Below are 24703 nucleotides of genomic sequence, written 5' to 3' on the forward strand. Positions count from 1 at the left end.
CTTAAAACTTGATCGTTTTCTTTAGGGTAATAAATTTATCATCGGTTAAACTATCGGTTAATAAACCATAACCTGTATCCGTTTTAACCACACGTTTACTTAATGGATATTGATCTGAACAAAAATACATACTGCCATTTTTGATCATTTTCCAAGTATGGTTCTTTAAGGAGAACAAATTAACAGTTGACCAACAACTGCTAAACCACTCTGGTCTGAACAATAATTCTGGCAGATGATCTCCATCTAAATCTCCTGTCAATGCCAAATCTGCTCCAATTGCATTTTTAAAAGAGAGTTTTGGCCAACTCAGATTGGTAAAATAAACCTGGATGGTGTAATCCTTTTGTTTATCTCCCATATCATCTTTAATTGCTTTATTTTTCACCACAAATGCCGAATCTGTTGTACTGAGTACCACAGTATCCACTTCTTGCTTGCCATAATCTACTGTAAAACCATTTTTAGTGGTATCGGCAGTATTTGCAGCATTATTTACTGTTTGCTTATTGTTGTTACAAGCAATCAGTAGCATTAGGGCGCCTAAATAAATGCAAAGTTTATTCATTATTTAAGTTTTAACAACACCACGTTTTCTACGTGCTGTGTATGCGGAAACATATCTACTGGTTTGATACGTACCACATCATATTTTTCTTTTAGCAAAGCCAGATCACGAGCTTGTGTAGCAGCATTACAACTTACATATACAATTTTCGGTGCTTCCATCTCCAATAATCGGGCTACCACATCAGCATGCATTCCAGCCCTCGGCGGATCTGTAATTACCACTTCTGGTTTACCATGTGCTGCAATAAACTCGGGAGTTAAAATATCCTTCATGTCTCCGGCATAAAAAAGCGTATTGTCAATTCCGTTTAAGGCAGAATTAAACTTTGCGTCTTCTATAGCTGTTGGCACATATTCTATCCCTACTACTTGTTTCACACTACCTGCAACAAAGTTGGCAATTGTACCTGCACCTGTATATAAGTCATAAACCAGTTCATCGCCTTTAAAATCAGCAAACTCCTTGGTTATTTTATACAGTTCAAAAGCCTGTTCAGAGTTGGTCTGATAAAAAGATTTTGCACCTATTTTAAACTTCACCACTCCTCCTGCCAAGCCATCAACTGGCATTTCTTCAAAAATATGATCTCTACCTGCATAATTGATCACCTCTTGGTCGAAAATGGTATCGTTCTTTTTCTGGTTTACAATATATAAGAGTGATGTAATTTCTGGAAAAGTATTTTTAAGGTGTTCCATTAATCCATCAATCTGTTCTTGTTCTACATAAGCAAAAACTACCACTACCATTACTTCTCCGGTTGATGAAGTCCTGATAATGAGGTTACGCAATGCTCCTTCGTGGTTACGCAGATCGTAAAAGCTCAACCCCTTTTCCAATGCATATGCTCTTACACTTAATCGGAGGTTATTACTTGGTTCGGCCTGTAAATAACAATGTTCTATATCTAAAATTTTATCAAAGCGTAGTGGAACATGAAAACCTAGGGCATTCATTTCTCTGCCTTCAGCTTCAAATTCCATATCAGTAGCATTTAACCAACGTTTATTAGAGAAAGTATATTCCAGTTTGTTACGGTAGTACTTGTTTGCTGCAGAGCCCAAAATTGGTTCCATTACAGTGGTATCTACTTTGGCTAAACGTTGCAAAGCCGCCTCTACATTTTTATGTTTGAAACGCAATTGGGCATCGTAATCCATGTGTTGCCATTTGCAGCCACCACAAGTACCAAAGTGACTACAGAAAGGATCTTTACGAAATTCAGAAGGGGTTTCTAATCGTTCAATAATGGCTTCGGCAAAATTCTTTTTCTTTTTAACCAAACGCACATCCACCACATCGCCTGGAACGGCCTTGTCTACAAAAATAACCAATTCGTCGGCCTTGCCCACTCCTTTACCTTCTTCGGCAATATCAATAATACTCAATCCGGCAATCCGGATAGGCTCAGCATTTCTTCTGTTTCTACTCATTGCTGCAAATATAATAAAAAGGTGGAAGGTAGAAGGCCTAAGGTTTAAGGCAGAAATAGGTAAAGTAATGAGGTGTTAATGCCATTTTTAGCACATACCATCTCTATCGAGTTACTTAACTCGATTATTTAAACAATTAGTGAACTTTTTTACTTCCCAAAAACTTTAAGGATTAATCCAAAAATGCCTTCAACCAAGTTAAAGCTCATGTCAAATTGTTCATCAACCATTACAGAAATTTCTAATACTTCTTTACTCATGACGAATTACATTGATAATTATGCAAATATAGCTAATTATGAACCAAAAACCAAAACGGTATATGTTAACTTTATGTAAAGTAATCCTCTCCAAAAATTTGAGTTATTTAGCCAATGTGATATGAAGATGTAGCAATTGAACGCAAATTACTACCTCGAATAACCTTATCCATGTGATTGATTTCTTCTTACTTTTTATAGCTAAAGTTAAAATGGTGTTGCAAGATCAATCATTTTGGCTTGTCCAGTATATCCATTAAAATATTTTAACAAATTCGACTCAAATAAATAAAGTTAACTATATAGTTAACTTTATTTATTATATATTTGCCTTAAAAATGTAAATATGAATATTGATCTTATTAAGGAACTGGGATATAAGGCACTCGATAGTAGGTTGAAAAGGATTAGCGACCGGATGTCGCATGATGTTAGAAAATTCTATAAAGAGATGGGAATAGATATTGAACCAAACTGGTACCTAGTGTTCATGCTTTTGCAGAGAGAGGGGGAAATTTCGATTACGGCCATTGCAGAGCCTTTGGGTTACGCACATCCTTCTGTAGCAATTATTGTAAAAAAGATGACCGATAAAGGTTATCTGTATGTTAGAAAAGACAGTATTGATAAACGTAAGCAACTAGTTTCTCTTTCTGAAAAAGCATTGAAGATGTTGCCCCAACTTGAAACTATTTGGCAGAGCTGTGAAAGAGCGATATTGGAGATTTTGGATGAAGATCTTAGCATACTCCGCTATCTCGACCATATAGATGCAAAGCTGGAAAGTACCTCTTTTCATAAAAGATTTAAAAGCGAATACCTAAAAAAAGAAAACTCATGAAGAAATTATTATTTGTTATAGCACTCCTTATTTCTGTAAAAGCCCTATCTGCTACTGAAACTAAAATTATGGTAAGGGCCAAAGCGAGAGATGCCAAATTCATTGGCAGTTCGCTTGGAGGCGCTTATGTAATCATTAGAAATAAAACAAACCAGCAGATTTTGGCTGAAGGCAAAACAAGTGGCAGCACAGGTAATACAGAACTGATTATGAAAGCAGTGAAGACTAGAGAAAGTTCAATTGTTGATGCACAAACGGCAGGTTTTTTGGCCAAAATAGATATTGATGAGCCTACATTTGTAAGCATAGAGGTGGTCTCCCCTTTCAACCACAAACAGGCACAGGCAAAAGTAAGTACCGAACTGTGGCTAATTCCGGGCAAGGATATATTGGGAGATGGAATTATCCTAGAAATCCCAGGCTTTATTATAGATATATTGAAACCTCGCACTCATCAGTACATCGCTCTTAGTTCGATTAAGGACAAGCCATTCCAATTTGAGGCCAACGTTGTAATGATGTGCGGCTGTGTGATAGAAAAAGGAGGTGTTTGGAATGCTGAAGAATTTGAGGTGAAGGGAATTCTTAAGAAGGATGGCAAACAGCTGAAAGATGTTAAAATGACATTTGTCTCGACTAATCTTTTCGAAGGGCAAACCCAAATTAATGCTAGCGGAAATTATGAACTGATTTTATATGCATATGATAAAAAAACAGGCAATACTGGTGTAGATAAAATAAACTATGTAATTTATGAATAACTGCACTTACACGATTTTAAAATAACCGTGTATGATATTTCTGATCATTCTAAAGCGTACACTGTGTTGTCAATTAAATAGATATGGGGAATTTATATTTTAACTCATTTTTAGTGCGGGAAGAAACAGTAAAAAGAAATGGCAGCTGTTGAAAAAATCAAAACTTATCACTTTCTCCCCTATAAGTACGGTTCTGAACTCTTATTAGATATTGGACGTATTGAAACATTGAAAAATTATGTATCAAATAGTACGTTACATCAATTTAGTTTTTACGAGATTATCTTTATCGAAAAGGGAACTGGCACTTTTACATTAGACGAAAATAAGGTATCAATTACTCCACAAACCATTATTTTCACAAGTCCAGGACAAATGCGCCGTTGGCAAATTGAGGAGAAAGTAAGCGGCTATACGCTATTCTTTGAAAAAGATTTTCTCCATCTTTTTTTTTCAGATGAACTATTCCTGTATCGATTTCATTATTTCCATCAATATTTACGTCCTACCAACATGCAGCTCTCTGAAATACCATTTGGAAAATGTCTAGAACTTTTATATGGAATAGAACAGGAATTCGGGCAGCTTCATAATGATAGCAATCATTTGATCAGGGCACTTTTATATCAGTTACTTGTTATTCTCAATAGATATTATATAGGTGTCTACAATGTTCAAAAGGATCCCTATGTCCACTCAGATTTTTATAGATTTCGATCTTTACTGGAAAAGAAATTTGTGGATAATCGGAGTGTTGAAGCCTATACAAAAATGCTTAATGTAAGCCCAGGCTTCCTTAATAAAATTTGCAGACAGTTTAGCGGGCTATCAGTCCAACAAATGATCCATTATAAACTGATTTCAGAAATAAAGAAACAGCTTTACCAAAACAAATCAGCAAAAGAAATTGCTTATGAGTTTGGCTTTTCAGATCCATCTAATTTTAACCGTTTCTTTAAAAAATTTACTGGCACCACCCCTCAACAGTACCGAAAGGAGATGTAAATGATCATTTTAAAGACAAAATGACCATTTTAGTAAGCTAGGCATGTTCTAATTTTACAGAAAAAGGAATAGGATCAAATCCACGCTTTGCCTCCTATTGTTTAGAAAAATTTAAAACCATATCTTATGAAAACGATTAGAAATTTAATTTTATTGATGTTGCCTGTTATGGCAATGAATGCACTTTCATCTTGTAAAAAAGATAAAAATGGGGGCGACAGTAATAAATCAGCCAACATGAAATTTACAATTACCGCAACAGGAATTCAAAATGCCGAACATTTTGCTTTATCCTTTACGGCAGCCGGTGCAAACCAGGGGAATGTCTTTTTTAAAGTCAATGGCCAAACACAAGCAGATAAACCAGTAGTGGATATCACTACAGCGCAATTGTCTGCAGGACCTGTAGTTGTAGAAACGGCTATGCCACTTGATGGCACAATAGTAGGCTTAGGTGCCTCAGCAAAAACAGGCACCAGTTTCAATATCAAAATCGTACCTGTAATAGAAGGACAAGCAAGAGCCGAAATTAACCAAACCATTACACAAAATGATTTTGCCCAAGCATATACTTATACCAAGTAAGCTGGTTTACTGCTTACAACTATTGTTGATTAGCAGAAAGCAAACTGCTGGAAAAGAATTTCAGTAAAAAGTTGGAGTTAGCAGACCCCGACTTTGCAACAGTTAAATAAAGTATTGAAAACAAAAAGGACTTCTTAAAAGGGTCCTTTTTGTTTTTGCTATAAAAATTAGATAGCTAGTGATAAATAACAGTCTTGCAAAAAATAATTACCTTCGACAAATTTTAACGAGAAGTGGTTCATCAATAACTTAAACCACTATTCATTTACCTTAAAATGACTGGATCAGATCAATTCCTCTTCTTTTTTAGTGCCTTGGGTGCTTTTAATGGTTTCTTGCTTTCGGTTTATTTTGCCGTACATGCCAAAAAGAAAATTTTTACGAATTATTTTTTATCCCTGCTGCTGCTGGTTTTAAGTATTAGGATCATTAAGTCTGTATTTTTTTATTTCAATCCACATCTATCTAATATTTTTATCCAGATTGGGCTTTCTGCCTGTGTGCTAATTGGTCCATTTCTTTTTTTATACCTCAAAACCTATACAGAAGATCAAAAGCCCAATTGGGCAAAACACGTGATACCTTATGTGGCCATCATATCTATTTTAGGCTTTTTCTATCCCTATGTTGAATATCGTAGCATTTGGAGCAAGTGGATTTTATTGGCAATCTACGTCCAGTGGTTCATTTATATTGTTTTGTCGGCAAAATACCTTTTGCCAATTGTCAAAAAAATTAAACAGAGAGAAAGCCTACGCAAAATAGATATATGGATATTGAGCATTTACCTGGGGGTTGCGCTGATATGGCTGGCCTATAATACATCAGCCTATACCTCTTATATAACTGGAGCACTGTCATTCACATTTATTTTATACGTAATTGTGCTCCTTTTAATTTTCAAGAACAGCCGTGAAACCAGTTTTTTCCAAGAAAAAGAGAAGTATAAAAACAAAGAAATTGACCCAAAAACGTTGGATATCATTGGTCAAAAACTATCCATCATTATTGAAAAAGAGCTGTTCCTTAATCCAAACTTTACACTCGAAGAAGCTGCAAAAGAACTAAAAGTAACCAAGCATCTCTTGTCGCAATACATAAATGAAATATTAGGTAAATCTTTCTCCAGCCTGATTAAGGAATATAGAATTGAAAAAGCAAAAAAACTATTGGAAACTGAAAAAAACTATACCATTGAAAGTTTAGGCTATGACAGTGGCTTTAATTCAAAATCGACCTTCTTTACAGCATTTAAAAAAACAACAGGACTAACCCCTGCCGAATACCAGAAAGCCTACTCAAAATAAGTTCAGTTAAACTTCCTCCTTATAAACCAAAGCCTCTAAAAGACATTTAGCCCAGGTACTTGTCCCCATTATTTAACAACTTCATCAATTTCACACATAGTCACTACTACATCTCCTTTCTTTCGGCCAGCATCAACATAAGCATGTGCAGCCACTATGTCGCTGAACGGGTATACCCTATCAATAATAGCCCTACATTTCCGCTTTTCAAATAACTGTCTAATAAATTGAAGGTGAATAACTTTCTCAGTTGCCATATCTAAACCGCCCACTGTTACAAAATTCCCTCCTGTATTGAGCAAATGTTTACAAACAGGCTTGGATGTTTTACCTACGGCATCAAAAATGATATCGAACTTTTGAGGTGTTTGTGTAAAATCTTGCAGGTCATAACAAATAACGTTATCAACGCCTAAATTTCTCATCAATTCCCTACCTTCAGAACTGCAAACTACAGTTAATGCTACATTAAAATAGTTAGCCAATTGTACTGCTGCCACACCTACCGACCCTGTTGAACCATAAATGAGCACTTTTGGCTTTTTAACGTTCTCAATACCCGCTCTTTCTAAAAAATGAATGGCAGTATGCCAGCCGAAAGGCAACGAGGCCGCTGCTTCAAAGCTCGCATTGATCGGCATGTGGGTTACAATACTTTTTTCATTCACACTAATATATTCTGCATAGGTACCAAACTTGAAACCCGTTATTCCAAATACCTTTTCGTCTACTTTAAACTGGCTTATATTTTTTCCAGTTTCTACAACAATACCTGCATAAACAGTACCTAAAATTGGGCGACGAGGTTTAAAAAAACCCAAAACCAATCGCATAACTATTTTTAGAAAACCACTCACGACAAGGCCCCGAACTCTAACATCGCCAGAGTTGACAGCTGTAGCCATAATTTTTACTAATATTTCATTGTCTTTACACAAGGGCATAGCTACTTCTTGTAACTGTAAAACCTCTGGGGGACCGTATTGACTACATATCGCTGCTTTCATCATTTGCATATTTTAGAATGAAATGTATAAGAGCGGTGTATAACTGCAATAGAGGGTTCAACACTAATGTGAGTGAAACTATTCTTGTTTTCATAATGATTACAAATATTTCTACAATATTATGAACCGAGTTATACTTAATCCGTTAACTAAAGTTAAGAAATGAAGCCCTCTGAAAAATTATAATGGGAAAGTTGTTACTTTTTCACCAACCTATTTCGTAACCTGCTCAATGATGGAGGGGTAATACCTAAATAGCTTGCCAATTGATGTTGAGGTACTCTTTGAAAAAGATCAGGGCGGTTTTGTAATAAAGTGAGATAACGTTTCTCTGGATTGGAGGTTTTAAAACTGTCAAATTCGAATTGTATTTTGGCTGCTAATTTTTCCGACAGTACCCTACATAACATTTCAAATCTTGGGAATTTAGCAAATCCTTCTTGCTCAACTTTGGGATTGGAAACCAGCAACACAGTATGCTCTACACAAGAGATATAATACTCGGATGGTGTTCCTTTCATTACACAAAGTGGAGCCAATACTTCCAGTTCTGTATAAAATCCAGTGGTCTTTTCTTCGCCATCAATTACATAATAGCTCCTTAAACAACCTTTTAGCACGAAATAGTTATCCTGTGATTTTTGCCCTTCTGCTAACAATACCGTTCCTTTCTCGTAAGTTTTCATCAGACTCAAATCTTTAATGATCTGCTTTTCTTCTACTGAAAGTTGAATATAGTTTTCTATGTAATCAAAAAGTATTTGTTCCATCAGGAGTATTGACGTTTTTAATATAGCAAATATATTGAAAGAAAAATCAGAAGGGAGTAAACAGGATGGCAAATCCAATTTAATTTGTGATCATCAATAGATTAATATCAAACGTGACAATCAGTTTTACATCAACAAAAAACTACTGTGTCAACATATCTAAAGTATTCTTCTCTAAAGATTTACTCCATCCATTAAAATCCTTAACGAAAACTTAACTTTTAGGTACAACAGATTTTGCTACATTTGAAACATCTACTATTGAAAATATGAAAACATACTTGCCCCTTTTGTCATTATTGGCAATGAGCTTGCTTTTTTCTTGCAAGAAAAAAGATGCAGAACAACCAAAACCAAGCAATTCTCCAATTGCAACCTTTAATTACACCGGAAAAATGGAAGTTTCTGAGTTTAAGGTGTACAAAGGCGATCCCACTGGGGGCAAAGAAGTTTCTAAAGATTATACGCCAGAAGGATTATTTTTAGATAGGTTAAAGAATTTTACCCCACCAAGCCAACTCATTTTTAAATCTAAAGATTCACTATCGCAATTACCTAAACGTGTTGAAGTAGATTTGTTAAAGTATAAATTTAATGGCGATACTTTAAAAGGCCACAACAGGTATGTCAATACTTGGGAAGTGTATGGCTTTAAATCGAAAAAGCGTTTGGCTTATAGCATGACCTTCTATATCTATACTAGGGTTAGCCCCCCATACCTTACCGCAGCAGTAGGCACAGAACATGGCTTAACTTTAGCTCAAAACATGTTCCGTTCTGAAGGCGTTAATTTTAGATCGCCAGCAGAGATGACCAATACCAACGATCTTGTAGGTTGGTACAACGTTTCTTATATTTATGAGGGAGATAAGGAGCTTTAGCAGCTTATTTTTAGTATCCTACACTTATATATTTCGACTTTAACCTTTCAATAAAAGGGTTAAATTTCATTAGCTATTGTACGAATATCTGCATTAAGATTGAACTTTTTACGCATCCGACTAATCACAGAACGAATGGTTTCTGAAGAAACACCAGTTGCATTGGCCATTTCTTTGGTGCTAAAACCTAGCTTGGTAAGCACCATCACTCTTTGCTCTCCTTGAGTAATTTGGGGCATTTTTTGTTTCAATCGATATAAAAACCGTGGGTTAATTGTTTCAAAATTAACTTTAAATTTTTGCCAATCTTCTTCGGTAAGAATAGTGAAATGGTTAAGTGCCAACGTAACCTCTGCATTGTCGGCCATGGTTAGTTGGGTCTGCAACTGTTTAACCAAATTGTTTTTTTCTGCAATATTCTGAATAAAGAAATCTATCTGTTGTTGAGCATAAATTATTCCAGCATCCGATATCTGCTTTTCTTTTTCCAGCTTCTCATTTTGTAAACTCATTTGTAACCTTTTACGGTTGTACAGTAATAGGGCTATTGCAGTTAAAAATACAATAGTGATCAAGATAGAATTGCGGATCCTTTTTTGGTTAAGCAAATTATTTTGTGATTGCAATAATTCCTTTTCCATCTTCTCAAAATCTACCTGTGTTTTTACAATGTCTAAACGGCTTTGATTGATATTTTGATCTAATTTACTTTTCCATTGCAGGTATCTTTTATGATAAATGTAAGCACTGTCGTATTGCTGTTGAGTGGCAAAAGCAGTCGACAAACCCTCTGCAGATGACTCTAAAATAGCTAATTTGGAGCTTTTTGATGCCAAATGGTAAGCTTGCAAATACCTTGATATGGCCAAAGGGATACGCTGTTCTAGTTCATCTATTTTTGCCAACGAATTTTGAACTCCCGCAACATCGTCCCATTGTTCAAAATGGGTGCTTGATTTCAGGTTTTGTAATAATAAAGTATAGGCAGCGGCATACTTCTTTTGAAGCATATAAGCTTTTGCCATTCCACCTTTAACAACACCTCGCCATACTTCGAGCATTTGTGGGGTCATTGGCGATTTATAGCGACTTGGATTGGCTATGCGGTCATCAATCAGATTATTGATATGTTGATAATAATAAATTGCGCTATCAGGTTGATTGATTTTTAGATAAGAGGCCCCAGCTAGGTCTACCGCTAAGATGTAGTGGAGCAAAAAATCTCGTTTATCTTTTTCTTTATACAAAGACACACATCGTGCAGCATAAGTACTACTACTTCTATAATCGGTGATACTATATAATAACTCACTTGCCCAATAATAATTTGCAGAAATATCCGAGAAATGGCTCAAGCCGATATGTTCCCTAATTCCTATGCATTTCAGCAGGTAATATAGTTTTTCACTTGGCGCACACAATGCTGCATATTTACTATACAGTTCTGATAAAAGTTGTTCATCTTTTAATGGACCAGCCAGCTTAATCATCTTAAAATAATGAATAGCAGTGTTCAGGGTATCGGGCTTGTTTATTTTTTGATAACCAAACCGCTCATACATAAACGTCCTAATTCTTACCCTCTCATCGGTATTGTTGCGTAGATATTTTTGTATTTCTCTTACACGTAAATTAAAATTACGTTCGTTAAAATTTAAAAGTAGTTCACTACATAGATCTGCAAATTTTTGAGTTTGGTCAACATCAGACCTTTTAAATACTTTAATTAAATTTTTAGAGGGAATGGTTTGCGAAAAAGCGCTAACAGATATAAAAAATACCATTCCACACAGGTTTAATAAGCTATACTGTAAAAATGACTTGGAACGGAATACCATAAATTGACACCATGGGCTGGCAAATAAAGATACACAACTATTCTGTTTATTCTTTTTCAGATTAAAAAAGCTTGTCATCATCAGCTGCTGGTGTATGCTTCAAAATATAACCACACCAAAACCATTAACATGACACCAATGATAATGATCCACCAGTATACCCGATAATTTTTTGTAGGCTTATTGCTTGTTGTCGTTAAGGATTTCTTTTTAGCAACCATAGTTCTAAAGTAGCAATTTCAAACAAGCCAACTACCCACTTAGACCGTTGAAAAAACGTTGAAACGGGGTTATTGCTACTGCTGCCTCACATTTTATAAATAGTTTTACTTCGTTCAGATCAATATTGAATTAAGAACCAACAAGCAATCTTATTTATACTAATTGTTAAAAATGAAAAAATGCCTCTCTTTAATATTTCTTGCTGGTAGCATTTTCGTGCACTTTATATATACAAATTCTTATTCTGAAGAAAAAAATAGTCAAAGACCTCATTCCAAAAGAACCAGTATCGACACTTTAAAAAAACAGCAAATTGCCTTACGAATTGATAGCAAAACAGCAGGTTTAAGTGCAAGTAAACCACCTCCGGCTGATTGAACCCTTACCCAACCTCAATAGATTTAATAACCAAACATTCAATTTTTTTTAAACATGAACAAAACGCTTCTCTATACATTTTTACTGGTGCTATTGATGATATCTGCCAGTGCACAAGAGCCATCAGCTCCGGTGGGTAAACCCACCAACCTTGGAGATCATCGTAAACCCTATATGGGCGTACACTTGGGTAGTACGGGTGCAGGCCTTCAGTTTGCCTACCCCATTGCCAAGCGCTGGGACCTCCGTTTAACGGGTAGTTATCTCCCTCAATTACCCTATACTACCAGTGGAACAGAAGGAACTGTAGATTATAGTGCCAAATACACACTTCGGAGTGGTATAATAGGCCTGTTCTCTGATTTTGCATTGAGCAAAAACCGTTCTGGTATCAAGCTGTCCTTTGGTGCAGTGTATTCGTTTTTGAAGATTACGGCATCGAGAGATTTTCGTGAACCAAACTACAATTTGGACCTGGGCAACTTGTACCTAGAATCGAAGAAAATGCCAATTAGTCCCTATCTAGGTTTGATATTGGGCAACCAAGCAAAAGCCAGAAGGGTTTCATTTGCCTTTGAAATAGGCACATTTTATCAAGGTAAACCACGGCTAGGATTTACCGGAACCGGACGCGTTGCCCCAACTGCCAACGAAAGCAATAGGGCAATTATCGAAAGTAATGTAAGCAGCCTACAATTCTATCCTTATGGCAACTTACAGCTGAATTTTAAACTAGGAAAAACACAATCGACCAAAGACCAAAAAAACTAAGAAAATGACAACTGACCTATTAAAACGTATACTGCTACTCTTTTTAACAGCAGCAACAATGACCACTTGTAAACGCATACACCCAGGAGCAGGGGTAGTAACCATAATAGATGGCTCCTTTTCTAAAGCGACAGCCTCTTTTCAGTTTGTAGATGCCAAAACGGGTGCATTATTAGACGTTAACGGAAACGAGAAAATCAAGATATCTATTTATGGCAAAAATGCAGCCGATGTGGTAGACAACCTTGGTGGCAAGAACCTGGGCACTGCATCTGGGTTTTTGGCCGTTGCTTTGAATGAAGGAGTACTGCCCAGCACCACTGCACCCACCGAATTTACGATACATGCCACAGCCAATGGCTACTTGCCTGCAGATGTACAGGCAGTACTTGTGCAGGAAGGACACCGCCACTTTATTGTATCGATGGTAAAGGTTAACGATACACCCGATGGAGTAAGTGCCAAACAGGGGGCATTACCAGCGGTTCCGAGTTCTGGTGTAACCGTGGGTAGCACTACCTTTGCTCCAAGCCCTGTAGCTGCAACAGGCACAACCGCATCAGTGAACATCCCTGCTGGAACAAAGCTGATGGACAAAGACAATGCCGCCGTATCTGGTAATGTAAGTTATACGTTGGCCTACTTTAACCCCATAAACAATAAGGCCAAGGAAAATTTTCCGGGTGGCATGCTCAACAGCAAAACAACGGATAATAAAAATGTATTTTTCGATACATTTGGCTGGATTTCGATGGAGATGGCTGCCACAGACGGTACAGCTGTAAAGAAGTTTGGACAAGCAATCCAAACGACGATATCTATCCCTACAGGAGCAAAAAAGATAGATGGAACCTTGCTTAGCAATGGCAGTAGCCTAAAGGTGTACAGTTACGACGAGGCTTTGGCCGCATGGAGATACGAGTCTGATGTAGTAGTGAAACAGAACAGCACAACTGGAAAATTGGAAGCTACCTTTGAAATGACGCACTTATCTAGTTGGCAGGTTGCTACTTCAAGTGAGCGTAATGAATCTGGAATTCAGTATACAAGTGTAACAATGTCTGCAGATTGTCCTGACTATTTTAATACGACACAAGGCATCTTAATAAAACAATATATCAAGGGGTACGACGGAGTCAAAGTTGATTTTGGTAAACCAACAGAAAACGCAGTGATTTCCCTAGACAAAGGCAAGCCCATTCATATTGCACATAAAGCAGTTTTTTTCACGGCTAGTAACTTTTTACCTCTGGTATATAGTTATTGGAGAAAGGATTTCCCGAATGATGTGTTGGAGTTTGACCCTGCTAGTTCGAACACTATTAAATTTCCATCGAGTTGGTGCCCACCAGAACCCGCCAAAGAATTTGAGATTGTACTTGAAACATCGTGTCCGGATAATCCCGGCAGAAAGATTAGGCCGCAATGTTTTGTAACAGCTCTAGAAGAAGGTAAAGATTTTGCCAAGGATATTATTGTACTGGGCGAGATGAAAGAGGGTGTGTTGAAAACGAGTACAGCGATGCTTAAAAAAGGAAAGAAATATGCCATATTGGCCATGTACCAAGGTAAATTTGTGGCTTTAACAGGTAAATTGGCTACTCCATTTGATTTTGGTTCTGTTACGATTGATGGCAATAAAATAGATCTTAGCCGACCATTAACTGATGATGAATGTAGCTATCTGAGAAAAAAAACAGGTTCATAACTCAACCTTTTCATCGGTATTGATCTCAACAATTGAGTTGGGATCAATGCCGATACTCATTTTTAGGCTTGGAATACAACCATTTTAACAATTATATGTTCTTTGAATAGGCACATCAATGCTATTCCTTACAGCTCAGAATGTGGACAAAGTTATAGCTATTTCATTTACAAGCTAGCACCAATTCTTATGGGGATAAACATGGCCATATAAGCAAACATTACTCCTGTTTTCAGGTACAAGTTGAGCTTTGGTGTAGCCCTATGGTTATTTAGTTAAACGATTGAAGTATAAAATTAAAACCCAACACCCAACCTCAGCGCTGTAAACGACGAGCTGTATGCAAAGCTTACCCCTCCTTTTAGATAAAGTCTTAATTGGTGGATAGGCCTATAGTTAACGCCTGTATTAAATTCTACCGTACCCGATTTTTTGTAATCTTTAAGGTTGGAGGTACCTGCCCTAAAACCAAACAAGGCAGCCCATTTTTTCTTGGAGGTCAATGCTTCGATGTCGCCATAAATGGAGTATCCTTTAGCGCCCTCGTAATTTAAATAACCTACACCCACACCTACAAGCAATACCTCTCTAAAACGAAAACCATTTACGACGTTGATCTCTGTACCATCTTTACCTTCTTCCAAGCGGGGGCGTCCAAGATTTGGCCCTGTACTTGCATTTCCACGTATGGTTTTACTGAGGTACGACATTCGGCCAACTTCGATTTTGGCACCATATTTAAATTGCGCTTTAAGTTCGGCATTTATTAAAAAAGTAAGGATCAAAGTAATCCTGAAGAGAAGAGTGTGAGTAGCGTTTATTTTCATTAGTTAAGTATTTAGCTCAACCAAGCTAGCCAATTTCTTAAAAAAAACAAACTAACCAAATAGTTTTATTTTGATTTCCATCAAATGCGCTTATCTTGTGGTTTAAGTTAAAATCATGAAAAAGTACCTTCCCCTTCTTATCCTGCTCTTGTTAGTGAACATAGCTGTATCAGCCCAACAAAAATCTGGCGCAGAGCAGTTTTGGAATAACCTGAAACAACATTGTGGCAAGGCTTACCAAGGAGAAATTACGCAAGGTTTAACAGACGATTTCAAAAATAAGTCACTGATGATGCATGTAAGGTCTTGCGAAGACGGTCTGATTAAAATTCCATTTTTTGTTGGTGAAGATAAATCGAGAACTTGGGTACTGAAACTTAAAAATGACAGGATCTTACTGAAACACGACCATCGACATAAAGATGGCACACCTGATCAAATTACACAATACGGCGGCTTGGCTACCAATAGCGGACAAGAAAGCATCCAAATTTTTCCGGCAGACCAAGAAACCTTAGATCTCTTGCCTGCAGCGGCTGGCAATGTATGGTGGATTACCTTAACTAAAGACTCGTTTACCTACAACTTACGAAGAATAGGTTCTGATCGTTTGTTTACCGTAAAATTTGATTTAACTAAACCCATTGCCACTCCATCTGCTCCGTGGGGAACAAAAGACTAACCTTACAAAGCAGCTTTTACCAAATAAGGTAGGATTTCTTTCTGGAAGGTGACAAAGTTCTTGCGCACATCGGCATCGCTTACAGAAGTAAAGGCAAAAGAAAAGACAATGCTTTTACTTGCTTTTAATAGAAATGCCAATCCGCCTCTACGTGCCGGGTTCTTTTTAAAGTGATCTAATTCTAAGTATGCTGACAATAAAAGTGCTTCCAATTGATCTGAAAGATGTTTCAAAAACTCTTGAGAGTTGGTGTTTTCTCTCACAAAATCCCAACCGATAAACTCATTACAAACGGTATAAGATAAGCGGCAGGTTTTCATCACCAATGCCTTTAAATGTTCTTCTTCGTTGGCAAACTGTACTTTATTACTTAAAATTTCGTGAAGGTTTACATCCAGATAATCCATTAATATGGCATCTAAAACCTGTTCTTTGCTGTCAAAATATTTGTAAATGGTTGCTTTGGCTATTCTTGCTTTTTTTGCAATCTCATTTACACTGGTTTTATGGTAACCATATTTACGAAAGAGCTCTTTAGCTGCTCTGATGATACTTTCTTTAATTTTTTCTGGTTCCATTAATTTGTTACCTGTATAGTATTACCTGCAATGGTAACGCTGTATTGTCTTAATGATGTGGTAGCTGGCGCTTTTACCGGGCTCCCATCATACAATGAATATTTAGCACCCGAAGCTGGGTCGGTTGCCGTTAAATTAGGATCGTCTATATTGATCGGATTTTTTTTCTCTGGATTAACAGTACTGCAACGATCATAGGCCACATAAGCATTATCAGCTCTACGGTAAATAATCAGTCCTGCTACACCATAACCTGTTAAACTTACCGCACCACCGGCAGTACTTAGTCTGCTTAATCGTGGGTCTGTTAATGGCGAACTGAAGTTAACTGGCACATTAGGGATCAGGTTTCTTTCTTTTGCACAAGAAACACCAAGTATAAGAATCAATACTAAACCAATTACGTTTTTCATGTGCATATTATTATTTAAACTATTAAACCCTAGTAGGCCTGAATTAAATAACAGCCGATTTATACTGTTTTAAGAAACGTACATCATTCTCAGAGAACAAGCGTAAATCTTTGATCTCAAATTTTAAGTTTGCAATGCGCTCAATACCCATTCCGAAAGCAAAACCACTGTATTTTTTTGAATCGATGCCACAGTTTTCCAAAACATTTGGATCTACCATACCACAGCCTAAAATCTCTACCCAACCACTGTATTTACACATTTGGCAACCTGCACCTTTACAAATGGTACAAGAAATATCCATTTCTGCTGATGGTTCTGTAAAAGGAAAATACGAAGGACGAAAACGCACTTTGGTACCTTCGCCATATAATTCTTGAACGAAATAGAATAAAGTCTGTTTCAAGTCTGCAAATGATACGTTCTCATCTACATACAAACCTTCTACCTGGTGGAAGAAACAGTGTGCTCTTGCAGAGATTGCTTCATTTCTATATACGCGACCAGGCATTAATGCTCTAAAAGGGGGCTGACCAGCCTCCATCATACGCACCTGTACAGATGATGTATGTGTACGCAAAGCGATGTCACCTTTCTCTCCTCCTTTTTTAATGAAGAAAGTATCTTGCATATCTCTTGCAGGATGTTCTTCTGGAAAATTCAAAGCCGAAAAGTTATGCCAATCGTCTTCTATTTCCGGACCTTCTGCTACACTAAAACCTAGTTTGTTAAATATCTCGATGATCTCTCTTCGTACCAAAGCCAATGGATGGCGAGCACCAACTTCAAATCCTTCGCCTGGCAAAGTTAAATCTACACCAGAATCTTCAGTTTTTGGACCAGAGTTGGCTACAAGCTCATTAATTGCTTGATATTTAGCTTCTGCCAATTGCTTAAACTCATTTAATACCTTCCCCAATGTTCTTTTTTCTTCAGGAGAAACAGCCTTAAACTCATCAAAGATATCTTTGATAATGCCTTTTGTTCCTAAAAAACGGATACGAAATTGCTCCAGCTCATCGGCACTTGTAGTGTCAAATGCATTGATCTCTGTGGTATATTGTGTGATCTGGTCTTGTAACATCTGCCAAAGATACAGCATTTATAAGAAATATTTTACAGCCAGCGAGTCCAAAAATTAACTTGAAGTGTATTTATTACAAGAAAATGAACTAAGGAGACTAAAAAAACGATCTCAACTTGTGTACTATTTTAAATTGGCATTCAAATAGGTCATGGTTTCACTCAATACAATATCAAAATTACCCATTTTGGTAAACTCATGATCGGCACCAGCTACCATCACAAATTTATTGGGCACATTTAAACTGTTCAGTTTTGCTGTAAAAGCATCAAATGTAGCTCTCCCCTGTTTAGGTAAGGCTCCTACAGCATTATTTTCTGGAAAGATATTTAAGGTCGGAATTTTTTGATTGGCGTTGGCCACATACAAAGGGCTGATGGCTCTATAATATTGTTCATTTGCTGCTTCTGCCACGTAACCTGTATAGCGGTAACCTGCCTCTAGTATATAATCTGGTAATAAATAAAAGTAAAAAGGAATATCCGAAAAAGTTTGGTCTAAGGCCCCAGCCAAATTTGCCACCACTTTTACTTTATTGGTATTTCGGCTGCCATAAGTATATAACAAAGATAGTGTTGCACCTGCGCTGTGACCTGCCAATGCAATTTTACTTTCGCTAACCTGCCATTCTTTGGCATGTGCAATGGCATAATCTACCACCTCACTCACATCACTTACCTGATCTTGTACCAACACCTCACTTCGTTTATGCTTTGTTGGAGAATCTGTTAGGCCTGTAGCATCTACCAAACGGTAATTGATATTTAATACAGCATAATCATTTCTTACCAGCTCTTTTACAAAAGTAGTAAAGTCACTCTTATCACCTGCAATGAAACTTCCACCATGTACAAAAACAACTACGCCGGTATTTGCCGTACGATTAGTTGGGAGGTACACATCCATAATTTTTGAGGCATGGTTTCCATAAGAAACATTGAGCATTGTTTTGGCCTCAGTTATAATTTTTGGATTACTTTCGGTTGCTGCATCCTTTTTACAAGAGCTACCGATTACTATTAAAAACGTAAGGGCAAATAGTGCTTTAGAGAAATTCTTCATTGATTTGGGGTTACTTCAATTGACAACAACGTTTGCTTGCGGATATAAAAATAAACTATTTGGTTAAAATAAAGATAAAATTTCCATTTGTTAAACATTCTTGGGAGCAAAAATTGATCATTCTTCTTTTCTGGAAAGTAAATTCTGTAGCGCTTCTGTTCCGATACTCCCGCTGTACGCTCTACTGTGTGCCGCTCCCATCGGGTTTAATATACAGAAGATGGTAGCTCTTTGAACCTTCGCCTTGCAGCAGTCCCCTTGTTAATTAAACCTGATTGTAGCGAACACGGAGCCGTAGGCGGAGTAAAGCGAAAAGCAGGGCTCATTTTGCCAAGAATTACTGATATTCGTTTCCTGATCAATCTAAGAATATCATGGTTCGTGCGGACGCGAACCATAATATAAGCCCTACCTAGGGTTCGTGTCTACACGAACCCTAGGATAACAAAAAAGCACCTGTAAAAGGTGCTTTAAATTCTATTTGATTACGCCAAGTTCTTTGCCTACTTTGGTAAATGCGGCTATTGCTTTATCTAAATGATGCTGCTCGTGTGCGGCCGATAGTTGAACTCTAATTCTGGCTTTACCTTGAGCTACAACCGGATAAAAGAAACCAATCACATAAATACCCTCTTCGAGCATTTTAGCTGCAAAATTTTGCGCTATTTTGGCATCATATAACATTACCGGAACAATTGGGTGAAAGCCCGGTTTAATATCAAAACCTGCTGCTGTCATTTTTTCGCGGAAATACTTGGTATTGCTTTCTAGTTTATCACGCAAGGCTGTTGTACTGCTTAACATATCTAATACTGCAACAGAAGCCCCTGCAATTGCTGGCGCCAATGTATTGGAGAATAAATATGGACGAGAGCGCTGGCGCAACATATCGATAATTTCTTTTTTACCAGAAGTAAATCCGCCAGATGCACCACCCAATGCTTTACCCAAGGTACCTGTAATGATATCAATCCTATCCATTACGCCAAAATGTTCGTGGGTACCTCTTCCTGTTTTACCAATAAAACCAGAGCAATGCGATTCATCAATCATTACCAATGCCTCATATTTATCGGCCAAATCGCAAATTTTGTCTAAAGGTGCCACAGAGCCATCCATAGAAAAAGCACCATCGGTAACAATGATACGGTGTCTACAACCTTTTGCAGCAATTAACTGCTGCTCTAAATCTTCCATATCGCTGTTTTTATAACGGAAACGTTGAGCTTTACAAAGTCTAACGCCATCTATAATAGAAGCGTGGTTCAATTCATCAGAAATAATGGCATCTTCGGCATTGAACAAAGGTTCAAAAACACCTCCATTTGCATCAAAAGCTGCTGCATATAAAATAGTATCTTCTGTACCTAAAAACTCAGAGATCTTTGCTTCTAACTCTTTATGTATATCTTGAGTACCACAGATAAAACGAACTGAAGACATTCCATACCCATAATCGTCTATTGCCTGCTTGGCAGCAGCAATAACCTTAGGATGAGATGATAGCCCTAAATAGTTATTGGCACAAAAATTAATTACCTCTGCACCAGAACTCACTTTAATATCAGCTCCTTGAGGGGTTATAATAATTCGCTCACGTTTAAATAATCCAGCGTTTTCTATTTCTTCAAGTTCCTTTTGTAGAACGGGTTGTAATGTTTTATACATATTTATTTTTTTTTGATGCAACCATTAGTCCGAAAAATGGCTCTACAAATATAATATATTACCAGTTAACAAACTTTAACAGTTTATTTGCCTAAAATCAAAACTTGATATTCTATCTTTAACCCTATATGAAGAAAACCTACTTCCTACTCTTATGCTGCCTGGCAACCTTTAGTACTGCTTTGGCGCAACATCAAGTTTCTGGTAAAATTATCGACACCAATGGAGAAATTGTTCCTTTTGCTTCAATTTATCTTAAAAACTCTACCAAAGGGGCATCTGCCAATGTTGACGGACAATATCAATTAACGGTTGATAAAGGCAATGCAACCTTAGTTTTTAAAGCTATTGGCTACAAAACTGTAGAAAAAAATATCAATGTAACTGCAGACATGGTGGTTAACCAAACCTTAAGTATTGAAAGTTATACCTTAAAAGACATTGTAGTAAGGCCAAATGCGGAAGACCCTGCATTTGAAATTATTAGACAAGCCATTAAAAACAGGAAAAAACACTTAACAGAAGTAGAGTCTTTTAGTAGCGACGTATATATTAAAGGTCTTCAAAAATTGGTAGGGGCGCCAAAAAAATTCTTTGGACAGGATATCCAAAAAATGCTGGAATTAGATACCAATAGAAGAGGTATTTTATATTTATCAGAATCTCAATCTATATTTAGCTTTAAACGTCCTAACAAGATCCATGAAGAAATGGTGTCTTCTAAAGTTTCTGGAAGAAATAACTCTTTTAGCTTTAATAAAGCCTCAGATCTGATTATTAATTTTTACGAAAACTTAATGTTAGAAGGTAGTGGTTTAAGCTCAAGAAGCTTTGTATCGCCAATTGCCGACAATGCTTTATTTTATTATAAGTATAAGCTCTTGGGTACTACGGAAGAAAATGGAGTAACTATTAATAAAATCGAAGTCATTCCACGCAGAAAAAACGATCCTGTTTTTAGAGGTGTGGTTTACATTGCCGATAACAGCTGGCGTTTAATGGGTACCAGCTTAGATTTAACCCAAGCCGCAGGAATTAATTTTGTAGACACTTTAAATATTAGTCAACAGTATAACAAGGTTGAAAGTGTATATATGCCAACAACCGTTAGATTTCAATTTAAGGGCAATGTATTTGGCTTTAAGTTTGAAGGTTATTATATGGGTATTTATAGCAATTACAATATTCATCCCAATTTTCCGAAAAACCATTTTACTGCAGAGATTTTAAAAGTAACCAGAGCGGTTAATAAAAAAGATTCTTTGTACTGGATGAACAACAGGCCAATTCCTTTAACAGACGAAGAAAAATTCGACTACAAGAAAAAGGATAGCATCGCCCTGCGTAAAACATCTAAACAATACCTGGATTCGTTGGAAAAGAAAAACAATAAATTTGGTATAGGCAAACTGTTCTTATCTGGCTATAGCATCAATGACAGGTACAATAAAAAATCGATCTATTTCGATCCAATTTTAGGTTCTGTGTTTTTTAACACCGTTGAGGGAGCTGCACTTAAGTATGGGGTAACCTACAGAAAAACTTTAGAAGATAGAAAGTACTATAGTATCAGTCCTGAAGTGAGGTATGGTTTTTCTAACCGCATGTTTACGGGCAATATCAGTGCTAACTATTATTACGACCCTTTAAAAAGAGCGAGTGTTAGTGCAAGTTTCGGTTCATCAATTTCAGATCTCAACAGATACGGATCGATGAGTCTTCGCTCTAATACCTTCAACTCTCTGCTATTTGAGAGAAACCTTGCTAAATTCTATAAAAAAGAATATGCTACCGTAGCTACCACCAGAGAACTGGCCGACGGTTTACAAGGATCTGTAGCGATTAATTATGCTAAAAACTACACTTTAAAAAATACCAGTAACTATAAATTTAGAGACGTTAAGGATGAAGAATACACTTCGAACAATCCTTTTACCCCAACTACCGAAACACCTTTGTTTCCGACCTATAGTTCGTTTAACATTGCTGCAGATTTAACCTACACTATTGGTCAAACTTATATTACCAGACCTGATGGCAAGTTTTACCAAGAATCTAGGTTCCCACGCTTAAGCTTAGGTTATAGAAAAGGAATCAAAGGTATATTGAGCAGTGATGTAGATTACGATCTATTAAGTGTAGAAATTTATCAAGAACGCATTAGTGCAGGTCTATTTGGCTATACCTCTTTTGTAATTGGTGCAGGGAAATTCTTAAACAACAATGCCGTTTACTACCCAGACAGCAAACATTTTAGAGGAAACAATTCTACCGTATTCCCTCCTAACCTAAGAAAGTTCAGGTATCTTGATTTTTATCAGTACAGTACAGACAAACAATATTTAGAGGCCCATATTGAACACAATTTTGCCGGTTTCTTTATCAATAAAATTCCTTTGTTGCGCAAGTTAAAACTAGAAGAGATTGTTGGCGTGAACTACCTAACCCAACCCAACAAAAAGAATTACAAAGAATTCTATTTCGGTATTGAGCGTTTAGGTTTTGGCGTAAGTTATGGCTATGCTTATGATGGCAATAAAAAAGTAGAAGAAGGAGTTAGAATTACCTATGGTTTTTAGCAAAGGTTAACAATCTACTGAAGAGATAAGGTTTAGGGTATGGCATCCTAAACCTTATTTTTTTGCCCTAAATCTTTTTTGCTATCTTTGCCAACATTAAACGCCGTTTGCAACGGTATCAATGAATTATGACAACATATCACACCCTACTTTATTACTGCTATTCTCCAATAGCAGATGCAGAACAATTTGCTGCAGACCATTTGGCTTTTTGTAAATCTTTAGGATTAGTTGGCCGTATTATCGTTGCCGAAGAAGGCTTAAACGGAACCGTTTCCGGTACTGTTGAAGCTTGTGCAACCTATATGAACCACGTTAAAGCTGACGAAAGGTTTGCCAAAACCGATTTTAAAATAGATGAGGTTGAAGAACCATCATTTATTAAAATGCATTGCAGATATAAACCAGAAATTGTGCATTCTGGCTTACGCGATACCAGTATCATTAACCCTAATGAAAAAACAGGACAATATTTAGAGCCTAAAGAATTTAGTGAAATGTTAAATCGTGATGACGTGGTGGTACTTGATGTACGCTCCAATTACGAACATAACCTTGGGAAGTTTAAAAATGCCATTACATTAGACATTGAGAATTTCCGCGATTTTCCAGATCAGATTGAAGCATTAGCCCAATACAAAGATAAAAAAGTGATGACCTACTGCACAGGCGGCATCAAATGCGAAAAAGCATCGGCTTTATTATTACATCATGGTTTTACAGATGTGTATCAATTGCACGGTGGCATTATCAAATATGGCAAAGAGGCTGGTGGTAAAGATTTCGAGGGCAAATGTTATGTGTTCGATAATCGGATTGCAGTAGATGTAAATTCTGTAAATCCAGTAATTGTTTCTACCTGTTTAAACTGTGGTAAAACTACACCTAAAATGATCAATTGCGCCAATCCAGAGTGCAATGAGCATTTTACACAGTGTGATGAATGTGGTGATGAACTACAAGGATGTTGTTCTGTAGCTTGTACTACACATCCACGCAAACGCCCTTATGATGGAACTGGGTATTATGTAAAAGTGCCTCAACCCGTAGCAAAAAACTAGACCCAAACTAAATTGTTAACTTATACACAATGATATGCGTGCTTTTTTAACAGTAGTTTTCCTTTTAATTTCTAATACCTTCATGACTTTGGCCTGGTACGGGCATTTAAAGTTTAAGGATATGGAGTGGAGTAAAAGTTTAGGTTTATTGAGCATTATTGCCATTAGTTGGGGAATTGCCTTGTTCGAGTACATTTTTCAAGTACCCGCCAATAAATATGGGTTTAAAGAGAATGGCGGTCCTTTTAGCTTAATGCAATTAAAAGTAACCCAAGAAGCCATTTCCATTACTGTATTCCTTATTTTTTCTATCCTGTTCTTTAAAACCGAAAAAATAGCCTGGAACCATATCGTTGCTTTTGTGCTGATCATTTTGGCTGTATTTTTTGCCTTTATCAAGAAATAAGTCCT

The 24703-nt window shown here is 36.9% G+C and carries 25 protein-coding genes; 13 read left to right on the forward strand and 12 right to left on the reverse strand.

Annotated elements, in window-relative coordinates:
- Position 1: 1 nt before the first annotated feature.
- The 3 genes from AQF98_RS03545 to AQF98_RS03555 all read right to left on the reverse strand — a co-directional run bounded on the left by AQF98_RS03545 (position 2) and on the right by AQF98_RS03555 (position 2264).
- Complete coding sequence (locus AQF98_RS03545) at positions 2-568, reverse strand: hypothetical protein (RefSeq protein ID WP_152969623.1); 567 nt, start codon at positions 566-568, stop codon at positions 2-4.
- Positions 568-2004 carry a 23S rRNA (uracil(1939)-C(5))-methyltransferase RlmD gene (rlmD, locus tag AQF98_RS03550; protein ID WP_055130526.1) on the reverse strand — a complete coding sequence of 479 codons (1437 nt, stop codon included), beginning with the start codon at positions 2002-2004 and terminating at the stop codon, positions 568-570. Before rlmD ends, AQF98_RS03545 begins: the two co-directional genes overlap by 1 nt.
- A gap of 149 nt (positions 2005-2153) precedes the next feature.
- A complete protein-coding gene (locus AQF98_RS03555) occupies positions 2154-2264 on the reverse strand; it encodes a hypothetical protein (protein ID WP_055130527.1) in 111 nt (36 codons plus the stop codon).
- 346 nt (positions 2265-2610) lie between these two features.
- Between AQF98_RS03555 and AQF98_RS03560 the strand changes: the two genes are divergently transcribed.
- The 5 genes from AQF98_RS03560 (at position 2611) to AQF98_RS03580 (ending at position 6763) form a co-directional block, all read left to right on the forward strand.
- Positions 2611-3105: a MarR family winged helix-turn-helix transcriptional regulator gene (locus tag AQF98_RS03560; protein WP_055130528.1), complete on the forward strand. Its 495-nt coding sequence runs from the start codon at positions 2611-2613 to the stop codon at positions 3103-3105.
- The gene (locus AQF98_RS03565) at positions 3102-3866 is read left to right on the forward strand and encodes a hypothetical protein (protein WP_055130529.1); all 765 of its coding nucleotides are present in this window, start codon (positions 3102-3104) and stop codon (positions 3864-3866) included. The genes AQF98_RS03560 and AQF98_RS03565 overlap by 4 nt, the downstream gene beginning before the upstream one ends.
- Before the next feature lie 138 nt (positions 3867-4004).
- Complete coding sequence (locus AQF98_RS03570) at positions 4005-4871, forward strand: AraC family transcriptional regulator (protein WP_055130530.1); 867 nt, start codon at positions 4005-4007, stop codon at positions 4869-4871.
- Positions 4872-4997: 126 nt separating this feature from the next.
- Positions 4998-5456, forward strand: coding sequence for a hypothetical protein (locus AQF98_RS03575; RefSeq protein WP_055130531.1), 459 nt, complete (start codon positions 4998-5000; stop codon positions 5454-5456).
- A gap of 275 nt (positions 5457-5731) precedes the next feature.
- Positions 5732-6763 (forward strand): AraC family transcriptional regulator, encoded by a 1032-nt coding sequence (locus tag AQF98_RS03580; RefSeq protein ID WP_055130532.1) that lies wholly within the window; start codon positions 5732-5734, stop codon positions 6761-6763.
- Positions 6764-6831: 68 nt separating this feature from the next.
- Here AQF98_RS03580 and AQF98_RS03585 read toward each other — a convergent pair whose 3' ends face one another.
- Together AQF98_RS03585 and AQF98_RS03590 are read right to left on the reverse strand one after the other, a co-directional pair.
- Complete coding sequence (locus AQF98_RS03585) at positions 6832-7773, reverse strand: NAD(P)-dependent alcohol dehydrogenase (RefSeq protein WP_200911830.1); 942 nt, start codon at positions 7771-7773, stop codon at positions 6832-6834.
- Positions 7774-7967: 194 nt separating this feature from the next.
- Positions 7968-8540, reverse strand: coding sequence for a Crp/Fnr family transcriptional regulator (locus AQF98_RS03590; protein ID WP_055130533.1), 573 nt, complete (start codon positions 8538-8540; stop codon positions 7968-7970).
- A gap of 269 nt (positions 8541-8809) precedes the next feature.
- Here AQF98_RS03590 and AQF98_RS03595 point away from each other — a divergent pair, with 269 nt between their 5' ends.
- Positions 8810-9421 carry a hypothetical protein gene (locus AQF98_RS03595; RefSeq protein WP_055130534.1) on the forward strand — a complete coding sequence of 204 codons (612 nt, stop codon included), beginning with the start codon at positions 8810-8812 and terminating at the stop codon, positions 9419-9421.
- Between the two features lie 59 nt (positions 9422-9480).
- On the opposite strand, the gene AQF98_RS03600 is transcribed toward AQF98_RS03595, so the two are convergent.
- Positions 9481-11205 carry a hypothetical protein gene (locus tag AQF98_RS03600; RefSeq protein ID WP_161805843.1) on the reverse strand — a complete coding sequence of 575 codons (1725 nt, stop codon included), beginning with the start codon at positions 11203-11205 and terminating at the stop codon, positions 9481-9483.
- 447 nt (positions 11206-11652) lie between these two features.
- Between AQF98_RS03600 and AQF98_RS03605 the strand changes: the two genes are divergently transcribed.
- Genes AQF98_RS03605 through AQF98_RS03615 form a run of 3 tightly spaced genes read left to right on the forward strand, consistent with a single transcriptional unit; the run spans position 11653 to position 14338 of the window.
- On the forward strand, positions 11653-11859 hold the full coding sequence (locus AQF98_RS03605) for a hypothetical protein (protein WP_055130536.1): 207 nt from the start codon (positions 11653-11655) through the stop codon (positions 11857-11859).
- A gap of 54 nt (positions 11860-11913) precedes the next feature.
- Complete coding sequence (locus AQF98_RS03610; RefSeq protein WP_055130537.1) at positions 11914-12630, forward strand: hypothetical protein; 717 nt, start codon at positions 11914-11916, stop codon at positions 12628-12630.
- A gap of 4 nt (positions 12631-12634) precedes the next feature.
- The gene (locus AQF98_RS03615; RefSeq protein ID WP_152969625.1) at positions 12635-14338 is read left to right on the forward strand and encodes a hypothetical protein; all 1704 of its coding nucleotides are present in this window, start codon (positions 12635-12637) and stop codon (positions 14336-14338) included.
- 296 nt (positions 14339-14634) lie between these two features.
- Here the strand turns inward: AQF98_RS03615 and AQF98_RS03620 are convergent, their stop codons facing one another.
- Entirely contained in the window at positions 14635-15165 is a 531-nt protein-coding gene (locus AQF98_RS03620; RefSeq protein WP_055130539.1) for a hypothetical protein, read from the reverse strand.
- A 115-nt stretch (positions 15166-15280) separates the two neighbouring features.
- Here AQF98_RS03620 and AQF98_RS03625 point away from each other — a divergent pair, with 115 nt between their 5' ends.
- Positions 15281-15847 carry a hypothetical protein gene (locus tag AQF98_RS03625; protein ID WP_055130540.1) on the forward strand — a complete coding sequence of 189 codons (567 nt, stop codon included), beginning with the start codon at positions 15281-15283 and terminating at the stop codon, positions 15845-15847.
- A gap of 2 nt (positions 15848-15849) precedes the next feature.
- On the opposite strand, the gene AQF98_RS03630 is transcribed toward AQF98_RS03625, so the two are convergent.
- The 5 genes from AQF98_RS03630 to kbl form a co-directional block, all read right to left on the reverse strand.
- A complete protein-coding gene (locus tag AQF98_RS03630; protein WP_055130541.1) occupies positions 15850-16425 on the reverse strand; it encodes a TetR/AcrR family transcriptional regulator in 576 nt (191 codons plus the stop codon).
- Positions 16425-16838, reverse strand: coding sequence for a hypothetical protein (locus AQF98_RS03635; protein WP_055130542.1), 414 nt, complete (start codon positions 16836-16838; stop codon positions 16425-16427). The genes AQF98_RS03630 and AQF98_RS03635 overlap by 1 nt, the downstream gene beginning before the upstream one ends.
- A gap of 43 nt (positions 16839-16881) precedes the next feature.
- Positions 16882-17922 (reverse strand): phenylalanine--tRNA ligase subunit alpha, encoded by a 1041-nt coding sequence (pheS, locus tag AQF98_RS03640; RefSeq protein WP_055130543.1) that lies wholly within the window; start codon positions 17920-17922, stop codon positions 16882-16884.
- 123 nt (positions 17923-18045) lie between these two features.
- The gene (locus tag AQF98_RS03645) at positions 18046-18984 is read right to left on the reverse strand and encodes an alpha/beta hydrolase (protein WP_055130544.1); all 939 of its coding nucleotides are present in this window, start codon (positions 18982-18984) and stop codon (positions 18046-18048) included.
- Positions 18985-19461: 477 nt separating this feature from the next.
- The gene (gene kbl / locus AQF98_RS03650) at positions 19462-20652 is read right to left on the reverse strand and encodes a glycine C-acetyltransferase (protein WP_055130545.1); all 1191 of its coding nucleotides are present in this window, start codon (positions 20650-20652) and stop codon (positions 19462-19464) included.
- A 128-nt stretch (positions 20653-20780) separates the two neighbouring features.
- Here kbl and AQF98_RS03655 point away from each other — a divergent pair, with 128 nt between their 5' ends.
- The 3 genes from AQF98_RS03655 (at position 20781) to AQF98_RS03665 (ending at position 24698) form a co-directional block, all read left to right on the forward strand.
- Positions 20781-23231 carry a DUF5686 and carboxypeptidase regulatory-like domain-containing protein gene (locus tag AQF98_RS03655; protein ID WP_055130546.1) on the forward strand — a complete coding sequence of 817 codons (2451 nt, stop codon included), beginning with the start codon at positions 20781-20783 and terminating at the stop codon, positions 23229-23231.
- A gap of 128 nt (positions 23232-23359) precedes the next feature.
- Positions 23360-24292: a rhodanese-related sulfurtransferase gene (locus AQF98_RS03660; protein ID WP_055130547.1), complete on the forward strand. Its 933-nt coding sequence runs from the start codon at positions 23360-23362 to the stop codon at positions 24290-24292.
- 34 nt (positions 24293-24326) lie between these two features.
- Positions 24327-24698 (forward strand): DMT family protein, encoded by a 372-nt coding sequence (locus tag AQF98_RS03665; protein ID WP_055130548.1) that lies wholly within the window; start codon positions 24327-24329, stop codon positions 24696-24698.
- Positions 24699-24703: the final 5 nt, after the last annotated feature.

The sequence above is a fragment of the Pedobacter sp. Hv1 genome, assembly GCF_001412215.1.
Taxonomy (GTDB): Bacteria; Bacteroidota; Bacteroidia; order Sphingobacteriales; family Sphingobacteriaceae; genus Pedobacter.